The sequence below is a fragment of the Streptomyces sp. NPDC002573 genome, assembly GCF_042889625.1.
Lineage (GTDB): Bacteria > Actinomycetota > Actinomycetes > Streptomycetales > Streptomycetaceae > Streptomyces > Streptomyces gibsoniae.
On the sequence record NZ_JBIARC010000066.1, the window covers coordinates 23,070 to 43,392 of the forward strand.

The 20,323-nt window shown below is 72.6% G+C and carries 12 protein-coding genes and 2 pseudogenes; 6 read left to right on the plus strand and 8 right to left on the minus strand.

Annotation, left to right across the window (positions count from 1 at the left end; genetic code table 11):
* Positions 1–16: 16 nt before the first annotated feature.
* Positions 17–2,161: a discoidin domain-containing protein gene (locus tag ACFYX0_RS37865; protein ID WP_388977838.1), complete on the plus strand. Its 2,145-nt coding sequence runs from the start codon at positions 17–19 to the stop codon at positions 2,159–2,161.
* 89 nt (positions 2,162–2,250) lie between these two features.
* On the opposite strand, the gene ACFYX0_RS37870 is transcribed toward ACFYX0_RS37865, so the two are convergent.
* Positions 2,251–3,654: a M1 family metallopeptidase gene (locus tag ACFYX0_RS37870; protein WP_388977841.1), complete on the minus strand. Its 1,404-nt coding sequence runs from the start codon at positions 3,652–3,654 to the stop codon at positions 2,251–2,253.
* Positions 3,651–7,613: a Pls/PosA family non-ribosomal peptide synthetase gene (locus ACFYX0_RS37875; protein WP_388977844.1), complete on the minus strand. Its 3,963-nt coding sequence runs from the start codon at positions 7,611–7,613 to the stop codon at positions 3,651–3,653. The genes ACFYX0_RS37870 and ACFYX0_RS37875 overlap by 4 nt, the downstream gene beginning before the upstream one ends.
* Positions 7,614–8,126: 513 nt before the next feature.
* Between ACFYX0_RS37875 and ACFYX0_RS37880 the strand changes: the two genes are divergently transcribed.
* Together ACFYX0_RS37880 and ACFYX0_RS37885 are read left to right on the plus strand one after the other, a co-directional pair.
* Positions 8,127–10,178, plus strand: coding sequence for a phosphocholine-specific phospholipase C (locus ACFYX0_RS37880; protein WP_388977847.1), 2,052 nt, complete (start codon positions 8,127–8,129; stop codon positions 10,176–10,178).
* 124 nt (positions 10,179–10,302) lie between these two features.
* Positions 10,303–10,410 (plus strand): annotated as a pseudogene (locus ACFYX0_RS37885) (DUF2510 domain-containing protein); the annotation flags it as partial.
* Positions 10,411–10,456: 46 nt separating this feature from the next.
* Here the strand turns inward: ACFYX0_RS37885 and ACFYX0_RS37890 are convergent.
* Positions 10,457–11,452, minus strand: a complete 996-nt coding sequence (locus tag ACFYX0_RS37890; RefSeq protein WP_388977850.1) for a DMT family transporter — start codon at positions 11,450–11,452, stop codon at positions 10,457–10,459.
* Complete coding sequence (locus tag ACFYX0_RS37895; protein ID WP_388977853.1) at positions 11,449–12,375, minus strand: phosphatase PAP2 family protein; 927 nt, start codon at positions 12,373–12,375, stop codon at positions 11,449–11,451. The genes ACFYX0_RS37890 and ACFYX0_RS37895 overlap by 4 nt, the downstream gene beginning before the upstream one ends.
* A 204-nt stretch (positions 12,376–12,579) precedes the next feature.
* On the opposite strand from ACFYX0_RS37895, the gene ACFYX0_RS37900 reads away from it, so the two are divergent.
* The gene (locus tag ACFYX0_RS37900) at positions 12,580–13,194 is read left to right on the plus strand and encodes a TetR/AcrR family transcriptional regulator (protein ID WP_311694161.1); all 615 of its coding nucleotides are present in this window, start codon (positions 12,580–12,582) and stop codon (positions 13,192–13,194) included.
* A 154-nt stretch (positions 13,195–13,348) separates the two neighbouring features.
* On the opposite strand, the gene ACFYX0_RS37905 is transcribed toward ACFYX0_RS37900, so the two are convergent.
* Positions 13,349–14,410: a DUF2510 domain-containing protein gene (locus tag ACFYX0_RS37905; RefSeq protein ID WP_388977855.1), complete on the minus strand. Its 1,062-nt coding sequence runs from the start codon at positions 14,408–14,410 to the stop codon at positions 13,349–13,351.
* Positions 14,411–14,694: 284 nt separating this feature from the next.
* On the opposite strand from ACFYX0_RS37905, the gene ACFYX0_RS37910 reads away from it, so the two are divergent.
* A complete protein-coding gene (locus tag ACFYX0_RS37910) occupies positions 14,695–17,382 on the plus strand; it encodes an ATP-binding protein (RefSeq protein ID WP_388977858.1) in 2,688 nt (895 codons plus the stop codon).
* Between the two features lie 220 nt (positions 17,383–17,602).
* Entirely contained in the window at positions 17,603–17,935 is a 333-nt protein-coding gene (locus ACFYX0_RS37915; RefSeq protein ID WP_355910864.1) for a hypothetical protein, read from the plus strand.
* A 33-nt stretch (positions 17,936–17,968) separates the two neighbouring features.
* Here ACFYX0_RS37915 and ACFYX0_RS37920 read toward each other — a convergent pair whose 3' ends face one another.
* The 3 genes and pseudogenes from ACFYX0_RS37920 to ACFYX0_RS37930 form a co-directional block, all read right to left on the minus strand.
* Entirely contained in the window at positions 17,969–18,931 is a 963-nt protein-coding gene (locus ACFYX0_RS37920; protein ID WP_388977861.1) for a DUF3048 domain-containing protein, read from the minus strand.
* A 57-nt stretch (positions 18,932–18,988) separates the two neighbouring features.
* Positions 18,989–20,065 (minus strand): ATP-dependent DNA ligase, encoded by a 1,077-nt coding sequence (locus ACFYX0_RS37925; RefSeq protein ID WP_388977863.1) that lies wholly within the window; start codon positions 20,063–20,065, stop codon positions 18,989–18,991.
* Between the two features lie 132 nt (positions 20,066–20,197).
* Positions 20,198–20,323, minus strand: a pseudogene (locus ACFYX0_RS37930) (aldehyde dehydrogenase); the annotation flags it as partial.

Sequence of the window (20,323 nt, forward strand, 5' to 3'; positions counted from 1 at the left end):
CAGATCTGTCAGGCGCATGCCAGTCATCGGGGCCGTCGTCGCCCTCGCCGCCGGCATGCTCGTCACCCTCGGCGCGCCCGCCGCCCACGCGGACGCGGGCGCCTCCCTGCCCTTCACCTCGGTCGAGGCCGAGTCCGCCACCACCACCGGAACGAAGATCGGCCCGGACTACACCCAGGGCAGCCTCGCCTCCGAGGCCTCAGGCCGCCAGGCCGTCCGGCTCACCTCAGGACAGCGCGTCGAGTTCACCGTGCCCCGGGCCGCCAACGCCGTGAACCTCGCCTACAGCGTGCCGGACGGCCAGTCCGGCACGCTCAACGTGTACGTCAACGGGGCCAGGCTGGCGAAGACCATGGCCGTCACCTCCAAGTACTCCTACATCGACACCGGCTGGATCCCCGGCGCCAGGACCCATCACTTCTTCGACGACGCCCGCCTGCTGCTGGGGCAGAACGTCCAGCCGGGCGACCGGATCGCCTTCGAGTCGACCGGCACCCAGGTCACCGTGGACGTCGCCGACTTCGAGCAGATCGCCGCCGCCGCGAGCCAGCCCGCCGGCTCGGTATCCGTCACCTCCAAGGGTGCCGACCCCAGCGGCCAGGGCGACTCCACCCAGGCCTTCCGCGACGCCATCGCCGGCGCCCAGGGGGGAGTGGTCTGGATTCCGCCGGGCGACTACCGGCTGACGTCCTCGCTGAGCGGGGTGCAGAACGTGACCCTCCAGGGCGCCGGCAGCTGGTGGTCCGTGGTGCACACCTCCCGCTTCATCGACCAGTCCGGCTCCTCGGGCAATGTCCACATCAAGGACTTCGCGGTCCTCGGCGAGGTCACCGAGCGCGTCGACTCCAACCCCGACAACTTCGTCAACGGCTCGCTGGGCCCGAACTCGTCCGTCTCCGGCATGTGGATTCAGCACATGAAGGTCGGCCTGTGGCTGATGGGCAACAACGACAACCTGGTCGTCGAGAACAACCGCATCCTCGACACCACTGCCGACGGCCTCAACCTCAACGGCACCGCCAAGGGTGTCCGGGTCCGCAACAACTTCCTGCGCAACCAGGGCGACGACGCGCTCGCCATGTGGTCGCTTTACTCGCCGGACACCAACAGCAGCTTCGAGAACAACACCATCTCGCAGCCCAACCTCGCCAACGGCATCGCGATCTACGGCGGCACGGACCTCGCGGTGCGGAACAACCTGATCTCCGACACCAACGCCCTCGGCAGCGGGATCGCGATCTCCAACCAGAAGTTCCTGGACCCGTTCTCCCCGCTGGCCGGCACCATCACCGTCGACGGCAACACACTCGTGCGCACCGGCGCGATGAACCCCAACTGGAACCACCCCATGGGCGCGCTGCGCGTCGACTCCTACGACAGCGCGATCAACGCCACCGTGAACATCACCAACACCACGGTCACCGACAGCCCCTACAGCGCCTTCGAGTTCGTCTCCGGCGGCGGGCAGGGCTATCCCGTCCGGAACGTCACGGTGGACGGCGCCACCGTGCGCAACACCGGCACCGTCGTCGTCCAGGCCGAGGCCCAGGGCGCCGCCACCTTCCGCAATGTCTCCGCCGCCTCGGTCGGCTCGGCGGGCATCTACAACTGCCCCTATCCGGCGAACTCCGGTGCCTTCGCGCTCACCGAGGGCGGCGGCAACTCCGGCTGGAACAGCACCTGGTCGGACTGCTCGACCTGGCCCCAGCCCGGCCAGGGCAACCCGCCCCCGGACCCGGGCCGCAACCTCGCCAAGGGCCGCCAGGCCACCGCGAGCGGCTCCCAGGACGTCTACACCCCCGGCAAGGCGGTCGACGGGGACGCGAACAGCTACTGGGAGTCGACCAACAACGCCTTCCCGCAGTACTTCACCGTCGACCTCGGATCGTCGCAGGCGGTACGCCGGCTGGTGCTGAAACTGCCGCCGCTCTCGGTATGGCAGGCCCGCACCCAGACCCTGTCCGTGCTCGGCAGCACGGACGGATCCGGGTACACCACCGTGCTGGGCTCCGCGGACTACCGCTTCGACCCGGCGACCGGCAACACGGTGACCGTCACCCTGCCCAGCGGCACGAACCTGCGCTGTCTGCGGCTGAACGTGACCGCCAACACCCGGTGGCCCGCCGCCCAGTTCAGCGAGGTGGAGGCGTACCTCTCCTGACCGCGCGAGGAGCCCTGGCACCTTGAGGTTCCCGCGCCCCGCCGTCCGCCCCGCCCCGCCCCGGGCGGGACGGACGGCGAGTGCGCCGCTCACGCCCGGGGCAGCGGCGGCAGCCGGCTGTCGTAGAGCCAGGCGCGCAGCAGCGGCTCGGTGACGAGGGGCGAGAAACGCCCGGCATGGGCGACGAAGGCGGACGTGGTGGCACTGGCACCGCGGTGGATGCGGTGCCAGGAACGCAACATGGCGAAGAAGCGGTCGTCGCCCATGGTCAGGCGCAGCGCGTGCAGGGTGCACGCGCCACGGGTGTAGACGCGGTCGTCGAAGATACGGCGCCGCCCCGGGTCGGCGATCCGCAGATCCTGCGCGCCCCGCGCCAGCGTGTGCCACTCCGCGCGGGCGATGGTGTCGGCCGAGTCCTCGCCGATGTGCTCCGACCACAGCCACTCGCCGTAGGTCGCGAACCCCTCGTTGAGCCAGATGTCACGCCAGTCCCGCAGACTCACGCTGTTGCCGTACCACTGGTGAACGAGTTCATGGGCGACGAGCGTCTCCCAGCCGCGCTCGCCGTCGATGTGATTGCTCCCGAAGACGGAGAGCGTCTGGTTCTCCACCGGCTCGTCCAGCGCCGCGTCCACGACCACCGCGCCGTAGGTCTCGAACGGGTACGGGCCGAACCAGCCGGTGAACGCGCCGAGCATCTGCGGCTGGCGGCCCAGGTCATGACGGGCCGGGTCCGCGAGCCGTGCCGGGTAGGCGTTGCGCCCGGCGACCACGCGGCCGGTCGCGCTGTCCCGGGCCCTCCAGGTCTCGTGCCCGAAGCGTCCGGTGTACAGCGCGGCGAGATAGGGAGCCATGGGACCGGGGTGGTGGTAGGTCCAGCGCTCCTCGGGGCCGAGGGCGCGCCGCTCCCGCAGGGTTCCGTTGGCGAGCACCTGGTGGCCGTGGGGCACGGTCACCCGGAACGTGAACGCGGCCTTGTCGTCCGGGCGGTCGTTGCAGGGGAACCACGAGGGGGCGCCGAGCGGCTGGGCCGCCACCAGCGTTCCGTCGTGCTCGTCCCCCGTGCGGTCCCAGCCGATGGGCCCGAACGGTGTGCGCAGAGGACCGGGCCGGCCGCCGTAGCCGATGTCCGCGGTGAAGGACGTACCCGCCGCGAGCGGGCGCGGGGCCGACAGGAACAGCTTGTTCCGCCGTTGCCGGGCACGGACCTCCACCCCGTCCACCCGGGCGGTGTGCACCGCCATGCGGGCGAGGTCGAGTTCCACCTGCCGCAGCGGGCGGTCGGCCACCGCCCGGATCCGCGCCCGGCCTTCGAGGGTGCCGCCCGCCGGGTCGTAGGCCAGCCGCAGATCGTAGGAGAGGGTGTGGTGACCGTAGGACCCATGGCTCGCGAAGTAGCGCTCGGCGGGTTGCGGGAGGCGGTCCGCGGCCGTGGCCGCGAGCGGTACGAGCACCGCGCCCCGGATCAGCGCCCGTCGGCTGCACCGTGTCACGCCGCCTCCCCGCCGGCGAGCACGGCCGTGGAACGGGTCGCGGTGGCGCCCGCGATGGGGTTGCCGGCCCAGCGCGTGCCGTCGGGCACGGTCTCGCCGCGCATCACGAGCGACGACGCGCCGATCGACGCACCGGCGCCGACCGCGGTGCCGGGCAGGGCGATGCTGTGCGGTCCCAGGGACGCTCCCGCCGCCAGGTCCACGGTGTCCATCCGCATGATCCGGTCGTGGAAGAGATGGGTCTGGAGCACACAGCCGCGGTTGACGCTGACCCCGTCGCCAAGACTGACCAGGTCGGTCTCCGGCAGCCAGTACGTCTCACACCACACCCCGCGTCCGATGCGCGCACCCATGCTGCGCAGCCACCAGTTGAGCGCCGGGGTGCCCAGGAAGGCCCCCGCTCCCCACGGCACCGCCAACGACTCCACGAACGTGTCGAACAGCTCGTTGCGCCACACGAACGGCGACCACAGCGGGTGCTCGACCGGCCGGAACCGGCCCACGAGCAGCCACTTGGCGGCGGTGGTGGTGAGACAGGCCGTCACGCCCGCGGCCAGCAGCAGCGGCGCGCCGACGAGCGCCGCCAGCGGCAGCCCGCCCACATCCAGGGCGTCCTGCTCGACGAGCAGCACGCACTCCGCCAGCAGCGTGCTCAGCACCAGCGGAAGCATCCGGCACAGCTCCACGGCCGCGCGGGCCGCCACCAGCCGCCGGGGCGGGGCGAACGTCCGCGCGGGATCGGCGTTCCCCGGCACCCGGGGCAGTGGCATCGCGGGCCGCCCGATCCACGACATGCCCGGCCTGCCGTGCGCGGGTGCGTCGGACAGCACCCCCACCAGCTCGCGATCGGCCACCTCGCGGCCGGGGCCCACGATCCCGGAGTTGCCGACGAACGCGCGCTCACCGATGCGTACCCGCCCCAACCGCAGCCAACCGCCGCGCAGTTCGAACGGTGCGACGAGCGTGTCGTCGGCGAGGAACGCCCCGTCCGCCACCTCCAGCAGGGACGGCAGAGGCAGCACGGTCGAGATCTCGGTGCCCCGGCCGACCCGGGCGCCCAGCAGACGTAGCCAGAGCGGCGTGGCCAGGCTCGCGTAGAGCGGGAAGAGGCTGCCCCGGGCCCCGTCGAGCAGCCGGGTCACCAGCCACACCCGCCAGGCCACTCCACCGTCCGCGCGGTGCACACCCGGCGTGATGGACCGGTTCAGCAGCCGTACGGCGCCCGCGGTGACAAGAATCGAGCACACCGTCGTCACGACCGCGAGCACCGGGGCGGCGGCCAGCAGACGCAGCGCCGCACCCGACAGCGTCGGTACCCGGCGCACCAGGAGATAGGTGGCCCCCAGGGCGGGGGCGGCCGCCGGCAGGGACAGCAGCGGCAGCGCGGCGAGGGACAGCGCGTAGACCAGGTCCCAGCGGCGCCTGCGCGGGCCCGCGGGCGCCGTCGGGCCGCCGTCCGCGATGCGTTCGGCCGTCTCGTCCGGGCGGGCGGGGGAGCCGGTCCAGGTCCGGCCGTCCGGGATCCGGGCGTCCAGACAGCTCCCGGACGTGAGTTCCGCGTCCCGGCCCACGACGGCGCCCGGCAGCAGCATGGCGCGGTGGCCCACTCGCGCCCCGGCGCCGACGGTGACCTTCCCGACGTGCAGTGTGTCGCCGTCGAGCCACCACCCCGCGAGGTCCGCCCCGGGTTCGATGGCGCACCCGTCGCCGAGCTCGGCCAGCCCCGTCACCGGGGGCATGGCGTGCAGTTGGACGTCACGGCCGGTGGTGCAGCCCAGCAGCCGGGCGTACCGGGCGGCCCACGGCGTGCCGAGCAGGGACGGAACACCGAAGGCCGCCACCGCCCGTTCGGCGCTCCACAGCCGCAGATGCACCCGCCCGCCCCGCGGATGGGCGCCGGGGGCGATGGAACCGGCCAGCGCGCGGGCCAGCCCCGCGCCGATCAGGCACCGCGCCGGGGCACTGGACAGCACCACCCAGCCCACGACGACCAGCCACCATGCGGTGTGCGGCGTCCAGGCACGGGGAGCCGCCCAGCCGAGCACATTGTCCGCCGTCGCGAGCCCGACCAGGCCGCGCAGGCCCGTTATGCCGTAGGCGGCCAGCTGGACCAGGAACTGCACGAGGGCGGTCCGCCTCGGCACGGGCCGGGCCGGGCGCACCTCGTCGACGGTACCCGCCAGGGTGTCGAGGTGCGCGGCCATGCGGTGCAGCACCGAGTGCCGGTAGAGGTCGGCGACGGACACCCCCGGGTAGTGCTCCCGCAGCACCGACGCCATCCGGGCGGCGGTCAGGCTGGTGCCGCCGAGCTCCACGAAGTCGCTGTCCGGGCCGGGGCGGAGGCCGAGCAGCTGCTCCCATATGTCCGCCAGCCGGGCGGCCGTCCCGTGCAGCCGGTGCGCGGGGTCGACCGCGCCGTCCTCGGCCCCGCCGAGCGGCACCGGCCAGGGCAGGGCGTTGCGGTCGACCTTCCCGGAGGCCCGGGTGGGCAGATCCGCCACCTCCGCGAGCAACGGCACCAGTGGGGCGGGCAGCCGCTCCACGAGCAGCGCCCTGGCCTTGTCGGCCTGGAAGACCGCAGGCCCGTCGGCGGCCCGCTCCGGCACCACATAGCCCACCAGCACCTGGGTCCCTGCCGGTGTCGTCCGTACTGCGGCCGCCGCACCGCGCACCCCCGGCAGGGCGAGCAGGGCCGCGTCGATCTCGCCGAGTTCCACCCGCCGGCCGCCGAGCTTGACCTGGTCGTCGGCGCGCCCCAGGAACACCAGGCCCTCGGCGTCGGCGCGCACGAGATCGCCCGAGCGGTAGGCGCGCGATGTGTCCAGCGCGGCGCACGGCCGGTAGCGGTCGGCGTCCTTGACGGGGTCGAGATAGCGGGCGGTGCCCGCCCCGGCGATGACCAGCTCGCCCTCCTCCCCGTACGCCACCGGCTCCCCGGCGTCGTCGACGACCGCCAACTGCCAGCCGGCGAGCGGCAGTCCGATGCGCACCGGACGGCCGCGCCGCAGACGGGCGGCGCAGGCCACCACGGTGGTCTCGGTCGGACCGTAGGTGTTCCACATCTCCCGGCCCGGCACGGCGAACCGGTCGACGAGCCCCGGAGGACACGCCTCGCCGCCCAGGATCAGCAGCCGCACCCGCTGCAGCGCCTCCTCGGGCCACATCGCCAGCAGGGTGGGCACGGTGGAGACGACGGTGATGTCCTGCTCGACGAGCCAGGGACCGAGGTCGTGACCGGCCCGCACCAGGGAGCGTTCGGCCGGTACGAGACACGCGCCGTGCCGCCAGGCCAGCCACATCTCCTCGCAGGAGGCGTCGAAGGCGACGGACAGCCCCGCGAGGACGCGGTCCCCCGGCCCGAGCGGCCGCTCCCGCAGGAACAGCAGCGCCTCGGCGTCGACGAAGGCCGCGGCGGACCGGTGGGTGACGGCGACGCCCTTGGGCGCGCCGGTCGAACCGGAGGTGAAGATGATCCACGCGTCGTCGCCGGGAGCGGGTCCGAAGCGGTTTGCCGCCCCCGACGCGACGGCGAGCCGCTCGGGCTGCGGATACGGACCGAGCACCGCGCACACCCCGGCCTCGCGGAAGACGGTGGCGGCCCGTTCGTCGGGGTCGTCGGCGTCGACCGGCACATAGGCCGCGCCGCAGCGCAGTACCGCGAGGATCGACAGATACAGCTCGGCGGTGCCCGACGGCACCCGGATGCCCACCCGGTCGCCGGGACCGATCCCGAGGCCGGCCAGCCGGTGTGCGCGGTGCAGGACCTCGGTGTACAGCTCGCGGTAAGAGAGGAGCTCCGCGGCCGTCTGCAGTGCGGGCGCCTGCGGGTGTGCGGCGGCGGTGGTCTCCAGGATGTCGATCAGGGTGCGCGGTGGAGGAGCCTCCCCGGTGCGGAAGAGGGCCCGCTCGCCGTGCGACACGAACGGTTCGGGGGACGGCGGGGAGAGGGGCGAAGGCAATGTGGTGCCTCTGTCTTTCGGTGCCGATGGGCGCAACGCCCTTGTCGCACCGTCAGATGGAGTGCTCGTGAAGACGGTTCACCAACTTCTCGCAAGCAATGCGGCCCTGATTCTCGACCCGCTCATGGGAGAAAATTGATGCGCTGAAAACTTAACGTTCGCCCAGCTCAGAGGGGTTACGCACGGTCCTTTCGATTAGGGGAAGAAACTGCCGAGAGATTGGTTTGACTCTGGCTCCGATCCTCGGGGAGATCGCCGGAAGTCGACTTTCCGCTATTTCCCGGCCAGGGCGGATGCGGTGGTCTCGCGCAGGGCATTCCGGCAGGTGGTCACGGGGCTTGGGAACGTGTTGGGGAGGTCTTGGCCGGGGTCGCATCTGCCGTACCTGCGACTTTCACATGGGCGCCATCGCACCCTTTCCTGACGTTTGGTGTTCCTGGAACACTCCCTTCGCGCAGGTTCTCTCACCAACGGGCGTTCCACGCCCCGCTCAGGACAAGAGGTCACTCCGTCATGCCTCAAGTGAATCGGCGCCGCTTCCTCCAACTGGCGGGCGGCACCGCCGCGTTCAGCGCGCTCTCCGGCAGCATCGAGCGTGCCGCGGCTCTTCCCGCGCACCACCGGTCCGGCACCATCGAGGACGTCGAGCACATCGTCGTACTGATGCAAGAGAACCGTTCCTTCGACCACTACTTCGGCACGCTCAGAGGCGTCCGCGGCTTCGGCGACCCGCGTCCGGTCAGTCTCCAGAACGGCAAGTCGGTCTGGCACCAGTCGGACGGCACCAGGGACGTCCTGCCGTTCCACCCCGACGCCGACGACCTGGGCCTCGCGTTCATCCAGGACCTTCCGCACGGCTGGAACGACGGTCACACCGCCTTCAACGGCGGCAAGTACGACAAGTGGGTGCCCGCCAAGTCCGCCACCACGATGGCGTATCTGACCCGCGAGGACATCCCCTTCCACTACGCGCTCGCCGACACCTTCACCATCTGCGACGCGTACCACTGCTCGTTCATCGGCTCCACCGACCCGAACCGCTACTACATGTGGACGGGTTACACGGGCAACGACGGCAAGGGCGGCGGCCCGGTCCTCGGCAACGACGAGGCCGGCTACAGCTGGACGACCTACCCCGAGCGCCTGGAGTCCGCCGGTGTCTCCTGGAAGATCTACCAGGACGTCGGTGACGGCCTCGACGTGAAGGGCTCCTGGGGCTGGATCCCGGACGCCTACCGCGGCAACTACGGCGACAACTCGCTGCTCTACTTCAAGCAGTACCAGAACGCGGCGCCCGGCGACCCGCTCTACGACAAGGCCCGCACCGGCACCGACGCCCGCACGGGCGAGGGCTTCTTCGACCGGCTCAAGGCCGATGTGAAGGGCGGCAAGCTGCCGCAGGTCTCCTGGGTCGTCGCCCCCGAGGCGTTCACCGAGCACCCCAACTGGCCCGCCAACTACGGCGCCTGGTACGTCTCCCAGGTCCTCGACGCGCTCACCTCCGACCCGCAGGTGTGGGCGAAGACGGCCCTGTTCATCACGTACGACGAGAACGACGGCTTCTTCGACCACCTCGTCCCGCCGTTCCCGCCGGCCTCCGCCACACAGGGCAGGTCCACGGTCGACGCCGGCCCGGACCTCTTCGTGGGCGACGCCGGCCACCCGGCCGGTCCCTACGGACTCGGGCAGCGCGTGCCTATGCTGGTCGTCTCGCCCTGGAGCAAGGGCGGATACGTCTGCTCGGAGACCCTCGACCACACCTCGATCATCCGGTTCATCGAGCGGCGCTTCGGCGTGCACGAGCCGAACATCTCGCCCTGGCGGCGCGCGATCTGCGGCGACCTGACCTCCGCGTTCGACTTCTCCCGCAAGGACACCGAGCCGGTGTCGCTCCCGTCCACGGACGGCTACCAGCCGCCGGACCACAACCGGCACCCCGACTATGTGCCGACGCCGCCCGCCAACCCCGTCCTGCCCAAGCAGGAGCGCGGCTCGCGGCCCACCCGTCCGCTCAAGTACGCGCCCGTCGTGGACGGTTCCGCGGACACCGCGAACGGGAAGTTCACGCTGGCCTTCGCCTCCGGCGCGCAGGCCGGCGCCGCCTTCCTCGTCACGTCCGGCAACCGCACCGACGGCCCCTGGACCTACACCACCGAGGCCGGCAAGACCGTCTCGGACACCTGGAACTCGGCCTACTCGGGCGGCTCCTACGACCTGACCGTGCACGGCCCGAACGGCTTCCTGCGCGTCTTCCAGGGGCCGAACAAGGCGGCCGGCCCGGAGGTCGTCGCACGGCACATCGGCGACGACGTCGAGCTGACCTTCACCCACAAGGGCTCCGGCACGGTACGGCTCAAGGTCGTCTGCGCGTACGGCCGTCACGCACAGGCCGTCACGGTCCGCTCCGGTGCCACCGTGCGGCGCACCTTCGCCCTGGGGGCGAGCAGGCGCTGGTACGACTTCACCGTGACGTCCGAGGCCGACCCCGCCTTCCTGCGCCGCTTCGCCGGACACGTCGAGAACGGCCGGCCGGGCGTGAGCGACCCGGCGATCGTCACCGGATGACCGGGACCGCCGCGCGCACCCCGGCGGCGGTCCCGGGCCGGGGTGGTGGAGGCGCCGCACGGGCGAGGGCGGCCCGATCGCCCCGTTTCGGGGGGCTGGGCCGGTGTCGGGGTAGTGTGCCCCGGTGACCACGCAATCGAACACACCTGCGGGTTGGTACCCGGATCCGCACGGTGCGCCGGGCACCCTGCGGTACTGGGACGGCGCCCAGTGGACCCAGCACACCCACCCGACGGCGGAGGCCGGCACGTACATGTACGTGCCGGCCTCCGCCCGTTTCACAGCGTGGTGAGGTGCCCCGGTGACGGGGGTGCCGGCTGCTGGGGCAGCAACGGCGGCTCGAAGGGGAGCGGCGCGGGCGCCGGTCCGGGCACCGTGGCCACGGGGCGGTCGGCGCCCGTCCCGGTGTCCGCCGCCGGGGTGGGGACGGGGGCCGACCGGGACAGCGTCACCACACCCCAGGAGGCCAGGGCCGCGCCCACCGACGTGAGCAGCAGGCCCGCCGCGCCGCCCTGGAGGTGCTCGCCCAGGAAGGACAGGCCGATCACCGCGGCGGCGACCGGATTGGCGAGGGTCACCACCGCGAGCGGCGCGCCGAGGCCGTCCCGGTAGGCGGTCTGGGACAGCAGCAGACCACCCGTCGCGAACGCCGCGACCAGCAGCGCCACCACGACGACCTGCACACAGAGCACCGACTGCGAGCGGTTCGTCGCCGCCACCGTCACGGTCTGTGTCAGCGCCGAGGCGACACCCGACGCGACACCGGAGGCGGTTGCGTGCCGCAGGCCGGGGCGGGAGCCCGATGAGAGCCCCCCGGTCGAGCGGGAGTGGGGGAGGGTCAGCGTGCCGATCAGGCTGGCGGTGGCGCCCGCCACGGCCAGGGCCTCCGGCAGGCTGAGCACGTTGTCGGGCTCGGGCCCGGAGGCCGTCACCAGGAGCGCGGCCAGACCGACCAGGGTGAGGACGGTGCCCCGCCACTCCACCGGGCTGACCCGGCGTCCCGCCGCCCGTGCGCCGAGCGGCACCGCGGCGACCAGGGTGAGCGCGCCGAGCGGCTGGACCAGGGTCAGCGGGCCGAACTTGAGGGCGGCGACGTGCAGCAGGGCCGCGCAGGCGTTGAGAAGGACCGACCGCCACCAGGCGCCGCTGGTGAACAGCCGCAGGGTGCCGGTGCCTCGGGACCGGGCGGCGAGCCGTTCCTGCGCCACGGCCGCGGCCGCGTAGGCGACGGCCGAGAACAGCGACAGGACGAGGGCGAGGAGCGTGGCGCTCATCGTCCCGCTCCCACCAGTCCGGCACCCCCGGCGGTCGGTGCGTCGGGTATGAGCGTCGAGCGCCGGGCGGCGACCGGAGATGCCGGGGGCCGAGCGGCCGGTGTGTCCGGCAGGGCCGCCGAGCGCCGGGCGACAGGGGCGGGCTCGGCGGGCCTCGGTGCGGGGAGCCTGGGGCGCGCCGTGCGCGTCTTGTCCGGTGCCGACGACGGCGCGCGGACCACCGCGAGCGCGACTCCGAGCAGGGCGCTCGCCACGATCGCGTCGAGCCAGTAGTGGTTCGCCGTGCCGACGATCACGACCAGGGTCAGCAGCGGATGCAGCAGCCACAGCCACCGCAGCCGTGACCGGGTGGCCACGATCAGGCCGATCGCGACCATCAGGGCCCATCCGAAGTGCAGCGACGGCATGGCGGCGAACTGGTTCGCCATCGAGTCGGTCTCCGGCTTGGCCCCGTAGACCGTGGGCCCGTAGACCTGCCCGGTGTCCACCAGATGCGCCATGTCCAGCATGCGCGGCGGGGCGAGCGGAAACGTCAGGTGCAGCGCCAGCGCGGCGCCGGTGAGCAGGGCGAGGACCCGGCGGGCCCACAGGTAGTGGTCCGGGCGCCGCAGGTACAGCCAGACCAGGAAGGCCGCGGTGGCCGTGAAGTGGACGGCCACGTAGTAGAGGTTCGCGGTGCGGGCCAGGACGTGGCCGTGCAGCAGCACGGACTGCACGGCGCCCTCTCCCGGCAGATGCAGGGAGCGCTCCCAGTGCCATACGTGGTGCGCGTTGCGGTAGGCCTCGGCGGTGTGGCCGTTCGCCAGCCGGCGGCCGAACTTGTAGACGAGGAAGAGCCCCGCCACGAGCAGGAGCTCCCGAACGAGGGGCGGCCGCTGTATCGCGGCTGCCCCGTCGTTTTCAGGCTCGGTACGGGAATCCATCCCCCGGCCCCTTTGCTGATGGTCTTGCGTGAGGTGGTGCATGGTGAGCCCAGGAAAGGGTCCACTCGACAGACGGGTGGGTCCTGTCCAAGGCTCATCGATACGTCAGTGTACCGATACGCTCGCGTACCGGTACACTCGCGTATCGATATACTGATGTGAAGCGGCCCACGGGCCGGGCGTACTACGGAGGAGGAGCCAGCCATGACGTCGCAGGCAGCGGAGGAACCGGATTCGGTTGCCGCTTCGCGCCGCTCCAAGCTCACGCCGCAGCGTGAGCGGGAGTTCTTCGACGCCGTGCTCGAGCAGATCCGCGAATGCGGATACGACTCGGTCACCATGGAGGGCATCGCCGCCAGCACCCGGTGCAGCAAGTCGACGCTGTACCGGCAGTGGAAGACCAAGCCCCAGTTCGTGGCCGCCGCCCTCAGGTCCAGCCGTACGAAGCGGATCGCGGGGATCGACACCGGTTCCCTCGCCGGGGACCTGCGCGCCGCCGCCCGGGCCGCCGCGGCGTGGTCCCGCCGCGACACCAAGCTGCTCCAGGCCCTCGGTCCCGCCGTCGTGCAGGACCAGGAACTCGCCCAGGCGCTGCGCGAGGCGCTGGTCGAGCCCGAGACCAGGGCGCTGCGGGAGATCCTGCGGCGCGGGGTGGAGCGCGGCGAGGTGGCCGCCGACCATCCGGCCCTCGAGTTCATCCCCGTCCAACTGCTCGGCGTGCTCCGCGCCCGGCCGCTGCTTGAGGGGCAGTACGTGGACGAGGAGTACTTCACGCGCTACGTCGAGGTGGCGGTGCTCCCGCTGCTGGGACTGACCTAGAGACCGGGCCGCCGTCCGTGGGATGACCGGACGTCGGCCCTGCTGCGCCGCACCGTGGGGACGGGGGCGGCGCGCAACCCGGCCGGGTGGGGTTCCTCTTGAGCGGAGGGGAACCCCGCCCGGCCGCAGTACGTTCGGCCGCGCGGGCGGTGGTTCAGACGTTCTGTCCGTCGCCGCCCGCGGACGCCGCCTTGATGCCCGCGGCGACCTGGTCGAGGACGGACGGCTTCGGCGCGTTCGAGCCGACATCGATACCGAAGCGGACGACGACGAGCTGCCCGGAGCCGGCGGGCGAGGGGAACACGAGCGACTCGACATAGCCGTCGGTGCCCTTCCCGGTGACCGCCTTCCAGCGGACCAGATAGCCCTTCTGCCCGGCCACCGTCACCGCCTTCGAGGCCAGCACCTGGTGCGAGGTGATACCGCCGTAGCTCGCGCCGCCGTAGGACTCCTCGGCGTTCTTGGCGATGTCCTGCCTGGCCGCGGCCTCGGCCGTGGTGGCCGTCAGCCCCTGAGCCTTCGCGGACGCCGAGTACGCCCCGCCGGTGTTGCACGTCTTCGTCGTGTCACCGGGGCACTTGTACTCGCCCTTCGACTGGATCGCCGCGCCGCCGTCGATGAGGTTGCCGCTCCAGCCGTCCGGTACGGGGATGCTGATGCCGTTGAACGGATCGGTGGCGTACCCGTCCTTGGTCCCCCCGGACCCGTCCGACCCGCCCGAGCCGTCGGGGCCGCCCTGGCCCCCCTGACCACCCTGGCCTCCGAAGGGTCCGCCCTGGTCACCGAAGGGATCGTCCTGGCCCCCTTGGCCCCCTTGGCTCCCCTGTCCCCCCTGGCCCTCCGGACCGCCGAAGCCGCCCTGGCCCCCCGGCCCCTGGGAACGCGCGGAGTCCCCGCCGCCGTCGTTCGCGGTGAGCGCGTAGACACCGCCGCCTATGCCCGCGAGCACGGCGATCGCCGCCACGACGGCTATCCCGGTCCGCAGCCCGCGCCGCGCCGGGGCGGCCGCGGCGGCCGGATACGGCATGGTGGCGAACGGCCCGCCCGGATACGGTCCGACGCCCGGCGGCTGTGCCGGCGGCGCCCATGCGGCGGCCTGATCCGCAGGTCGGGTCCGGTCCGTCCACGCCTTGCCGTCCCACCAGCGCTCGGTGGCGGGCCCGTCACTTGTCTGCCCGGGGTCGGGGTACCACCCGGGAGGAGTCACCTGCGTCATGGGACCACCGTAGGAGGCATGCGTGAAAGAGGGATGAGAGCCCCCCGGCCGGCCGGTCCGCCCCGGTTCTCCGGCGGATCGTCAGTGACCGCCGATGGGGCAGATTTTGCGGGAACTTGACCAACGAAACCTTTCTTCGGCTGGTCGGCGGCCCCTCGCGTCGCCCCAGGGCATCGCAAGTCACCCATCACGGCAACAGGTGCCCCGACCCGGCTCCGCCAGAGCCCGGGGGCGGCTAGGCTCGATGTCTGTACGTCGTTTGGGCGACCTGGGGAGGTACCGGGATGACGGAGGCACGGCCCGGAGCGGCCGCCTCGGCTTCCCTGTGGGAACGCGACGCGGAAGTCGCCGTCGTCACCGAGGCGGTGGACGCCTTACGCGACGACGCCTCGCCCTCCGCGGCGGGGAGCCTGCTGGTGATCGGTGGGGAGGCCGGCATCGGCAAGACCGCGCTCCTCACCGAGACACGCCGCATCGCGGAGCGGCGCGGCTGCACGGTGTGGTCGGCGCGCGGGGGTGAGACCGTCACGTCCGTCCCCTTCAATGTCGTACGGCAACTGCTCCAGCCCGCGCTGCTCTCGCTGATGCCGGAGGAGGCGCGGGAGTACCTGGGCGACTGGTACGACGTCGCGGGTCCCGCCCTCGGGATAACGGAACCGGGCGACCGGCAGGCCGACCCGCAGGGTGTGTGCGACGGCCTGGTCGTCGTCGTCTCCCGGCTAGCCAAACGGGAGTGGCCCCTGGTCCTGCTCATCGACGACGCGCAGTGGGCCGACCTGGAGACCCTCCACTGGCTCGCCGCGTTCTGCGAGCGCCTCGAAGAACTGCGTGTCCTGGTCGTGGTCGCCCTGCGCCCCGGCGAGGTCACCGGCGACAGCGCCCGTTACCTCGACACCATTGCCGCGGCCGCCCGCCGCCCGGTCAGCACGCTGAGCGAACTCACCCCCGAGGCGACCGCTGGAATCACCCGCGCCACCATCGGCGCGCACGCCGACGCGCCGTTCTGCCGCGAGGTGTGGGCCGTGACCGGCGGCAATCCGTACGAGACCGTCGAACTCCTCGCCAAGGTGCAGGACAGCCAGCTCGAACCGGTCGAGGCGTCCGCCGTCGAACTGCGCGCACTGAACCGCTCGGCCCGCGGCAACGGCCTCGTCGCCCGGCTGGAGAGCCTCGGCATCGAGGCCACCCGGTTCGCCTGGGCCGCGGCCATCCTCGGCACCGGCATCACCGTCGACCTGGTGGCCCGGCTCGCCACCATGCACCATGGGGAGGCGGTGCGGTGCGCCGAACTCCTCGGCGCGGCCCGCATCCTGGCCGAGCCCGATCCGGCCGGTCGCCAGGCGGCCGACGGCGAGCTGGAGTTCGTCCACCCGCTGATCGCCAGTGCCGTCTACCGCTCCATCCCCGACGGGCTGCGCACCGCGATGCACGGCATCGCCGCACAGGTCGTCACGGACTCCGGACTCGGCGCCGCGGCCGCCTCCCGTCACCTTCTGGAGGTCCATCCGGACGACGACGAGGAACTCGTGGAGCAGATGCGCGAGGCGGCGCGCGAGCACCTCGCCGTCGGCGCCCCCGAAGCCGCCCGCCGCTGTCTGCAGCGGGCCCTGGTGGAGCCGCCGCTGCCCGAGGTCCACCCGCATGTGCTCTACGAACTGGGCTGCGCCACCCTGCTGACCTCGCCCGCCACCACCATCGACTACCTTCAGGCGGCCCTCGCCATGCCCGGTCTGGAGGGCGAGGTGCGCGTCGACGCCGTCTGCCGCCTGTCCCAGGCCCTGTTGCACAACGACCAGCTGGACGAGGCGGTCCGCACCGTCGACGAGGAGGCCGCCCGCCTCGAACCCGGGCCCTCCCGGATGCGGCTGCAGGCCGTGCACTACATGTGGGAGGGTATCCACGCGGCCGAGGAGGACTCCCCGGACCGCTCCCGGGAGCTGGCCGAACTGGCCCGTACCTGCACCGGGAAGGACAACTCCGAACGCGCGCTGCTCATCCTGCGCGGCTTCGACGCGATGACCCACGGCGAGAACGCCGAGGAGATCGTGGAGCTGTGCGACCGCGCCCTCGTCAACGGCCGCCTCGCCCCCGGGCTCGGCTGGACCGACACCGAGTGGGGCATCGAACTGCTGCTGATGCTGGGCAGCGCCTACGCCTACACCGACCGCCTCGACCGGGCCGAGAGTCTGTTCACGGAGGCCCTGCGTGCCTACGAGTCCGCCGGGTGGAGCGGCGGCCACCTCGCCCTGGCGCACGCCTATGTCGGACTGGCCCATCGCAGGCGGGGCCGGCTCAGGGAGGCGGAGACCTCCCTGCGTGAGTCCCTGCGCCTCGCGGAGCGCGTCGGCCGCGGACTGCCCCTGTACTGGTCCGCGACCTGCGGACTCGTCGACACCCTGCTCGCCCGCGGGCATGTCGAGGAGGCCTGGTCGATCGCCGAGCGATACGGCTTCGCGCCGCCGTACCCCTCCACCATCGTGCTGCCCGACACCCGGTGCGTCCGCGCTCGGCTGCTGTTCGCCGTCGGCCGGACCGAGGAGGGAGTGAGCGAACTGGAGGCCGCCGAGAAGGCGGCCGCCGGGCGCGGTCACAACACCGTGCTGGCTCCCTGGGCCGCCGACCTCGCCCGCGCGCTGGCCGCCGACGATCCGCGCCGTGCCGCCGAAATCGCCCTTTCCGCCCGCCGGCAGGCCGAGTTGTTCGGCACGGACACCGCGATCGGCGAGGCACTCCGGGTGGCCGCCGCCCTGGAGACGGGCCAGCGCGCCGCCGCGCTGTACGCCCGGGCGGTGACCTATCTGGAGGCGTCACCCTGTGCCTACGAGCACGCGTTGGCCCGTGTCGAGTACGGCGTGGCCACCCGGTCGGCGGCCGAGCTGGAGAGGGGCTTGACGCTGGCCCGGTCGTGCGGGGCGGACGGGCTGGTGGCCCGGGCGGAACAGGCGCTGGAGGACGGCATGGGGATCGCGTGACGCTCGGCCGCGGCGCGACGGGTCGGCCGGAGCCCGCCCCTCGTGCCGCGGCCGCGGGGTGACACTCCGTCGGCGGTCGACCAGCGTGCGTAGGGGCTGTCTGCCGCCTGCGCGCGTTGGTCCGTTCAGCGGACCGCGGACGCCGCTCACCGGATCACCGACCTAGACTGGCGGTCACGGCAGCCCCCGCATGTGTACCCGGCAAGGAAGGCGGCATCCCGTGGACCGGACCCTCGTCACCGCTTCCCCGCACCCGGCCGCCGACTGGTGGGTCACCGCCGACCAGGCGCGGCACGCGGCGCAGAGCGGGCTGTCCGATGCCGCGACGGCACCCGACCTGCTGCGTGCGCTCGCCGAACTCGACCGGGCCCGCCGGGAGACGGTGGTCGCCGTCGGCGCCGCCGTGGAGGCACTGCTCGAAGGCGGTGTCGCCTGGGAGGCGATCGCGGCGGCCCTCGGACTGGGCTCGGCCGACGAGGCCCGGACGGCGCTCGCCCCCGCCCGCCGTGACGCCGGTACGGCGATCGCACGCCGGCTCAGCCGCAGGTCGTAGCGGACGGGGTGACAGCGGCTCGCACGCCCCGGCTCATTCCTTCGCGAGCACGACCCAGACCTGTCCCTGCGCGAAGTTCATCTGTGTGCCGTCCGCGGTTGTGAACCGGGTGCCGTCCGTCGCCGACGGCCGCCGCCACCGAACGTCGAACGCCTTGCCGTCGCGCAGGACTTGGGCCTTCCCGGAGCCCACGGTCTCCGTGTACGGCGAGTTGTTGCCGAGGACGTCATGGAGGCCGGACGTGCGCACCCGTACGTACTGCACCACCACGGTCGCCGGGGCCACCTGCGTCCCGTCCGCCGTCACCGTCGGCATCCCGTCCATGGCCACCAGCCAGCGATGCCGCTCGGCGGACCAGGTGAAGGTGAAGCGCGCCGAGGGGAAGCGGACCGTCCGCGTGGGCTCAGGGGTGCCGCCCGCCGGTGCGGCGCCGAAGCGGAAGCCGGTGGTCAGCGCGGTGGCTCCCGGCGCGGACCGCATCAGGCGCTGCGGTCGCAGATAGAGGTTGTGCGGGGCGGCCTTGTGGGGGTCACGGAAGTAGGCGTCGGAGTTCCTGTCCGGGGGCGCCGGGGTCAGGGGCGCCTTGTCGATGAGGGGCAGGAGCTTGTGCTGCGCACCGGAGAAGGCGAGCGTCGGTGTGTGGAACTGGCGCAGCAGCTCCAGATCCGACTCGCGGGCGCTGCGCACCGGGCCGACCGCCTTCGGCAGATTCGTCGCGAACACCGCCATCAGCCGGCTGAGCCCGGCTTCGACCTGCTCGGTATAGACGAGGTCCGCCTGGTCCAGACCCGTCTGCGGGCGCGCCGCGGCCACATTGTCGATCTTCACCGCGAGCACCGCCCCGGAGGAGGCGGGCGCGGAGGAGCGGCCGCCGTCCTGCCCATGGTGTCGGGGAGTACCGCCCGCGGTGCATCCCGCCACCAGGCCGCCCGTGATCGCGGCGGTCAGCAGCGCCGCCGTCGTCCTGCCGCGCCGTCTCCGCACGGTTTGTCGCATGCCCATATAGAACCTATAAGCACACGATCGGTCTCGATAAACGCCGATAAACATGTGTCAGGGTCGGCCAGGAGTGCCGAGGATCTCCGCGAGGTCGTAACGCACCGGCTCCTCCAGCTGGGCATAGGTGCAGCTCTCGGGGGTGCGGTCCGGGCGCCAGCGGCGGAAGCGGGCGGTGTGCCGGAAACGCACCCCGTTCTCCATGTGGTCGTACGCCACCTCCGCCACCCGCTCGGGCCGCAGCGGCACCCAGGACAGGTCCTTCTTCCCCGACCAGCGGCTGGGCGCGCCGGGCAGCCGGGCCGTCTCGTGCGCCGCCTCGTCCGACCAGGCCGCCCACGGATGGCCCCCGGCCTCCTCCATCCGCAGCGGTTCCAGCTCCGCCACGAGTTCCTCACGCCGCTTCATGGAGAACGCGGCGGACACGCCCACATGCTGGAGGGCGCCCCTGTCGTCGTACAGCCCGAGCAGCAGGGAGCCCACGACCGGGCCGCTCTTGTGGAAGCGGTAGCCCGCGACCACCACGTCCGCCGTGCGCTCGTGCTTGATCTTGTACATCGCGCGTTCGTCGGGACGGTAGGTCAGCGACAGCGGTTTGGCGATCACTCCGTCGAGGCCCGCGCCCTCGTACTGCCGGAACCACTCCTCCGCCACCGCGCGGTCCGTCGTCGCGGGCGCGAGATGGACCGGAGGCGTCACCGACGACAGCGTCCCCTCCAGCACAGGACGCCGTTCGTTCAGCGGGACGGTGAGCAGCGACCGGTCGTCCAGCGCCAGCAGGTCGAACGCCACGAACGAGGCCGGGGTCCGCTCCGCGAGGGTGCGCACCCGGGAGGCCGCCGGATGGATCCGCTCCGTCAGCGCGTCGAAGTCGAGGTGCCCCTCCCGGACGATCACGATCTCCCCGTCCAGCACACAGCGCTCCGGCAACCGCTCGCGCAGTGCCTCCACCAGCTCCGGGAAATACCTCGTCAGCGGCTTTCCCGTACGGCTGCCCAGCTCCACCTCGGGGCCGTCGCGGAAGACGATCGCCCGGAACCCGTCCCACTTCGCCTCGTACTGCATGTCCGGCGGGATCTTCGCCACCGGCTTGGCGAGCATGGGCTTGACGGGCGGCATCACCGGCAGATCCATGGCTTTGACTCTAGGAGCGGATCCAGGCCCCCGCCTGCCGAGTCGGCGTCTGGGTACACGCGTGTCAAGCGGGGCCGGGAGCGGCGACCGCCGCCCGCCGGTCCGGCCCTCGGGCTGCGGCCGCCGGGTCGCTCACCGCTTGTGGCCGTTGCCGTGTCCGTTGGGATGCAGGACCACCTTGGTCCAGCCCTCGTCACGGGCGTCGAAGTGCTCGTAGGCGGTGGGGGCCTCGTCCAGGCTGAGCTCGTGGGAGACGAC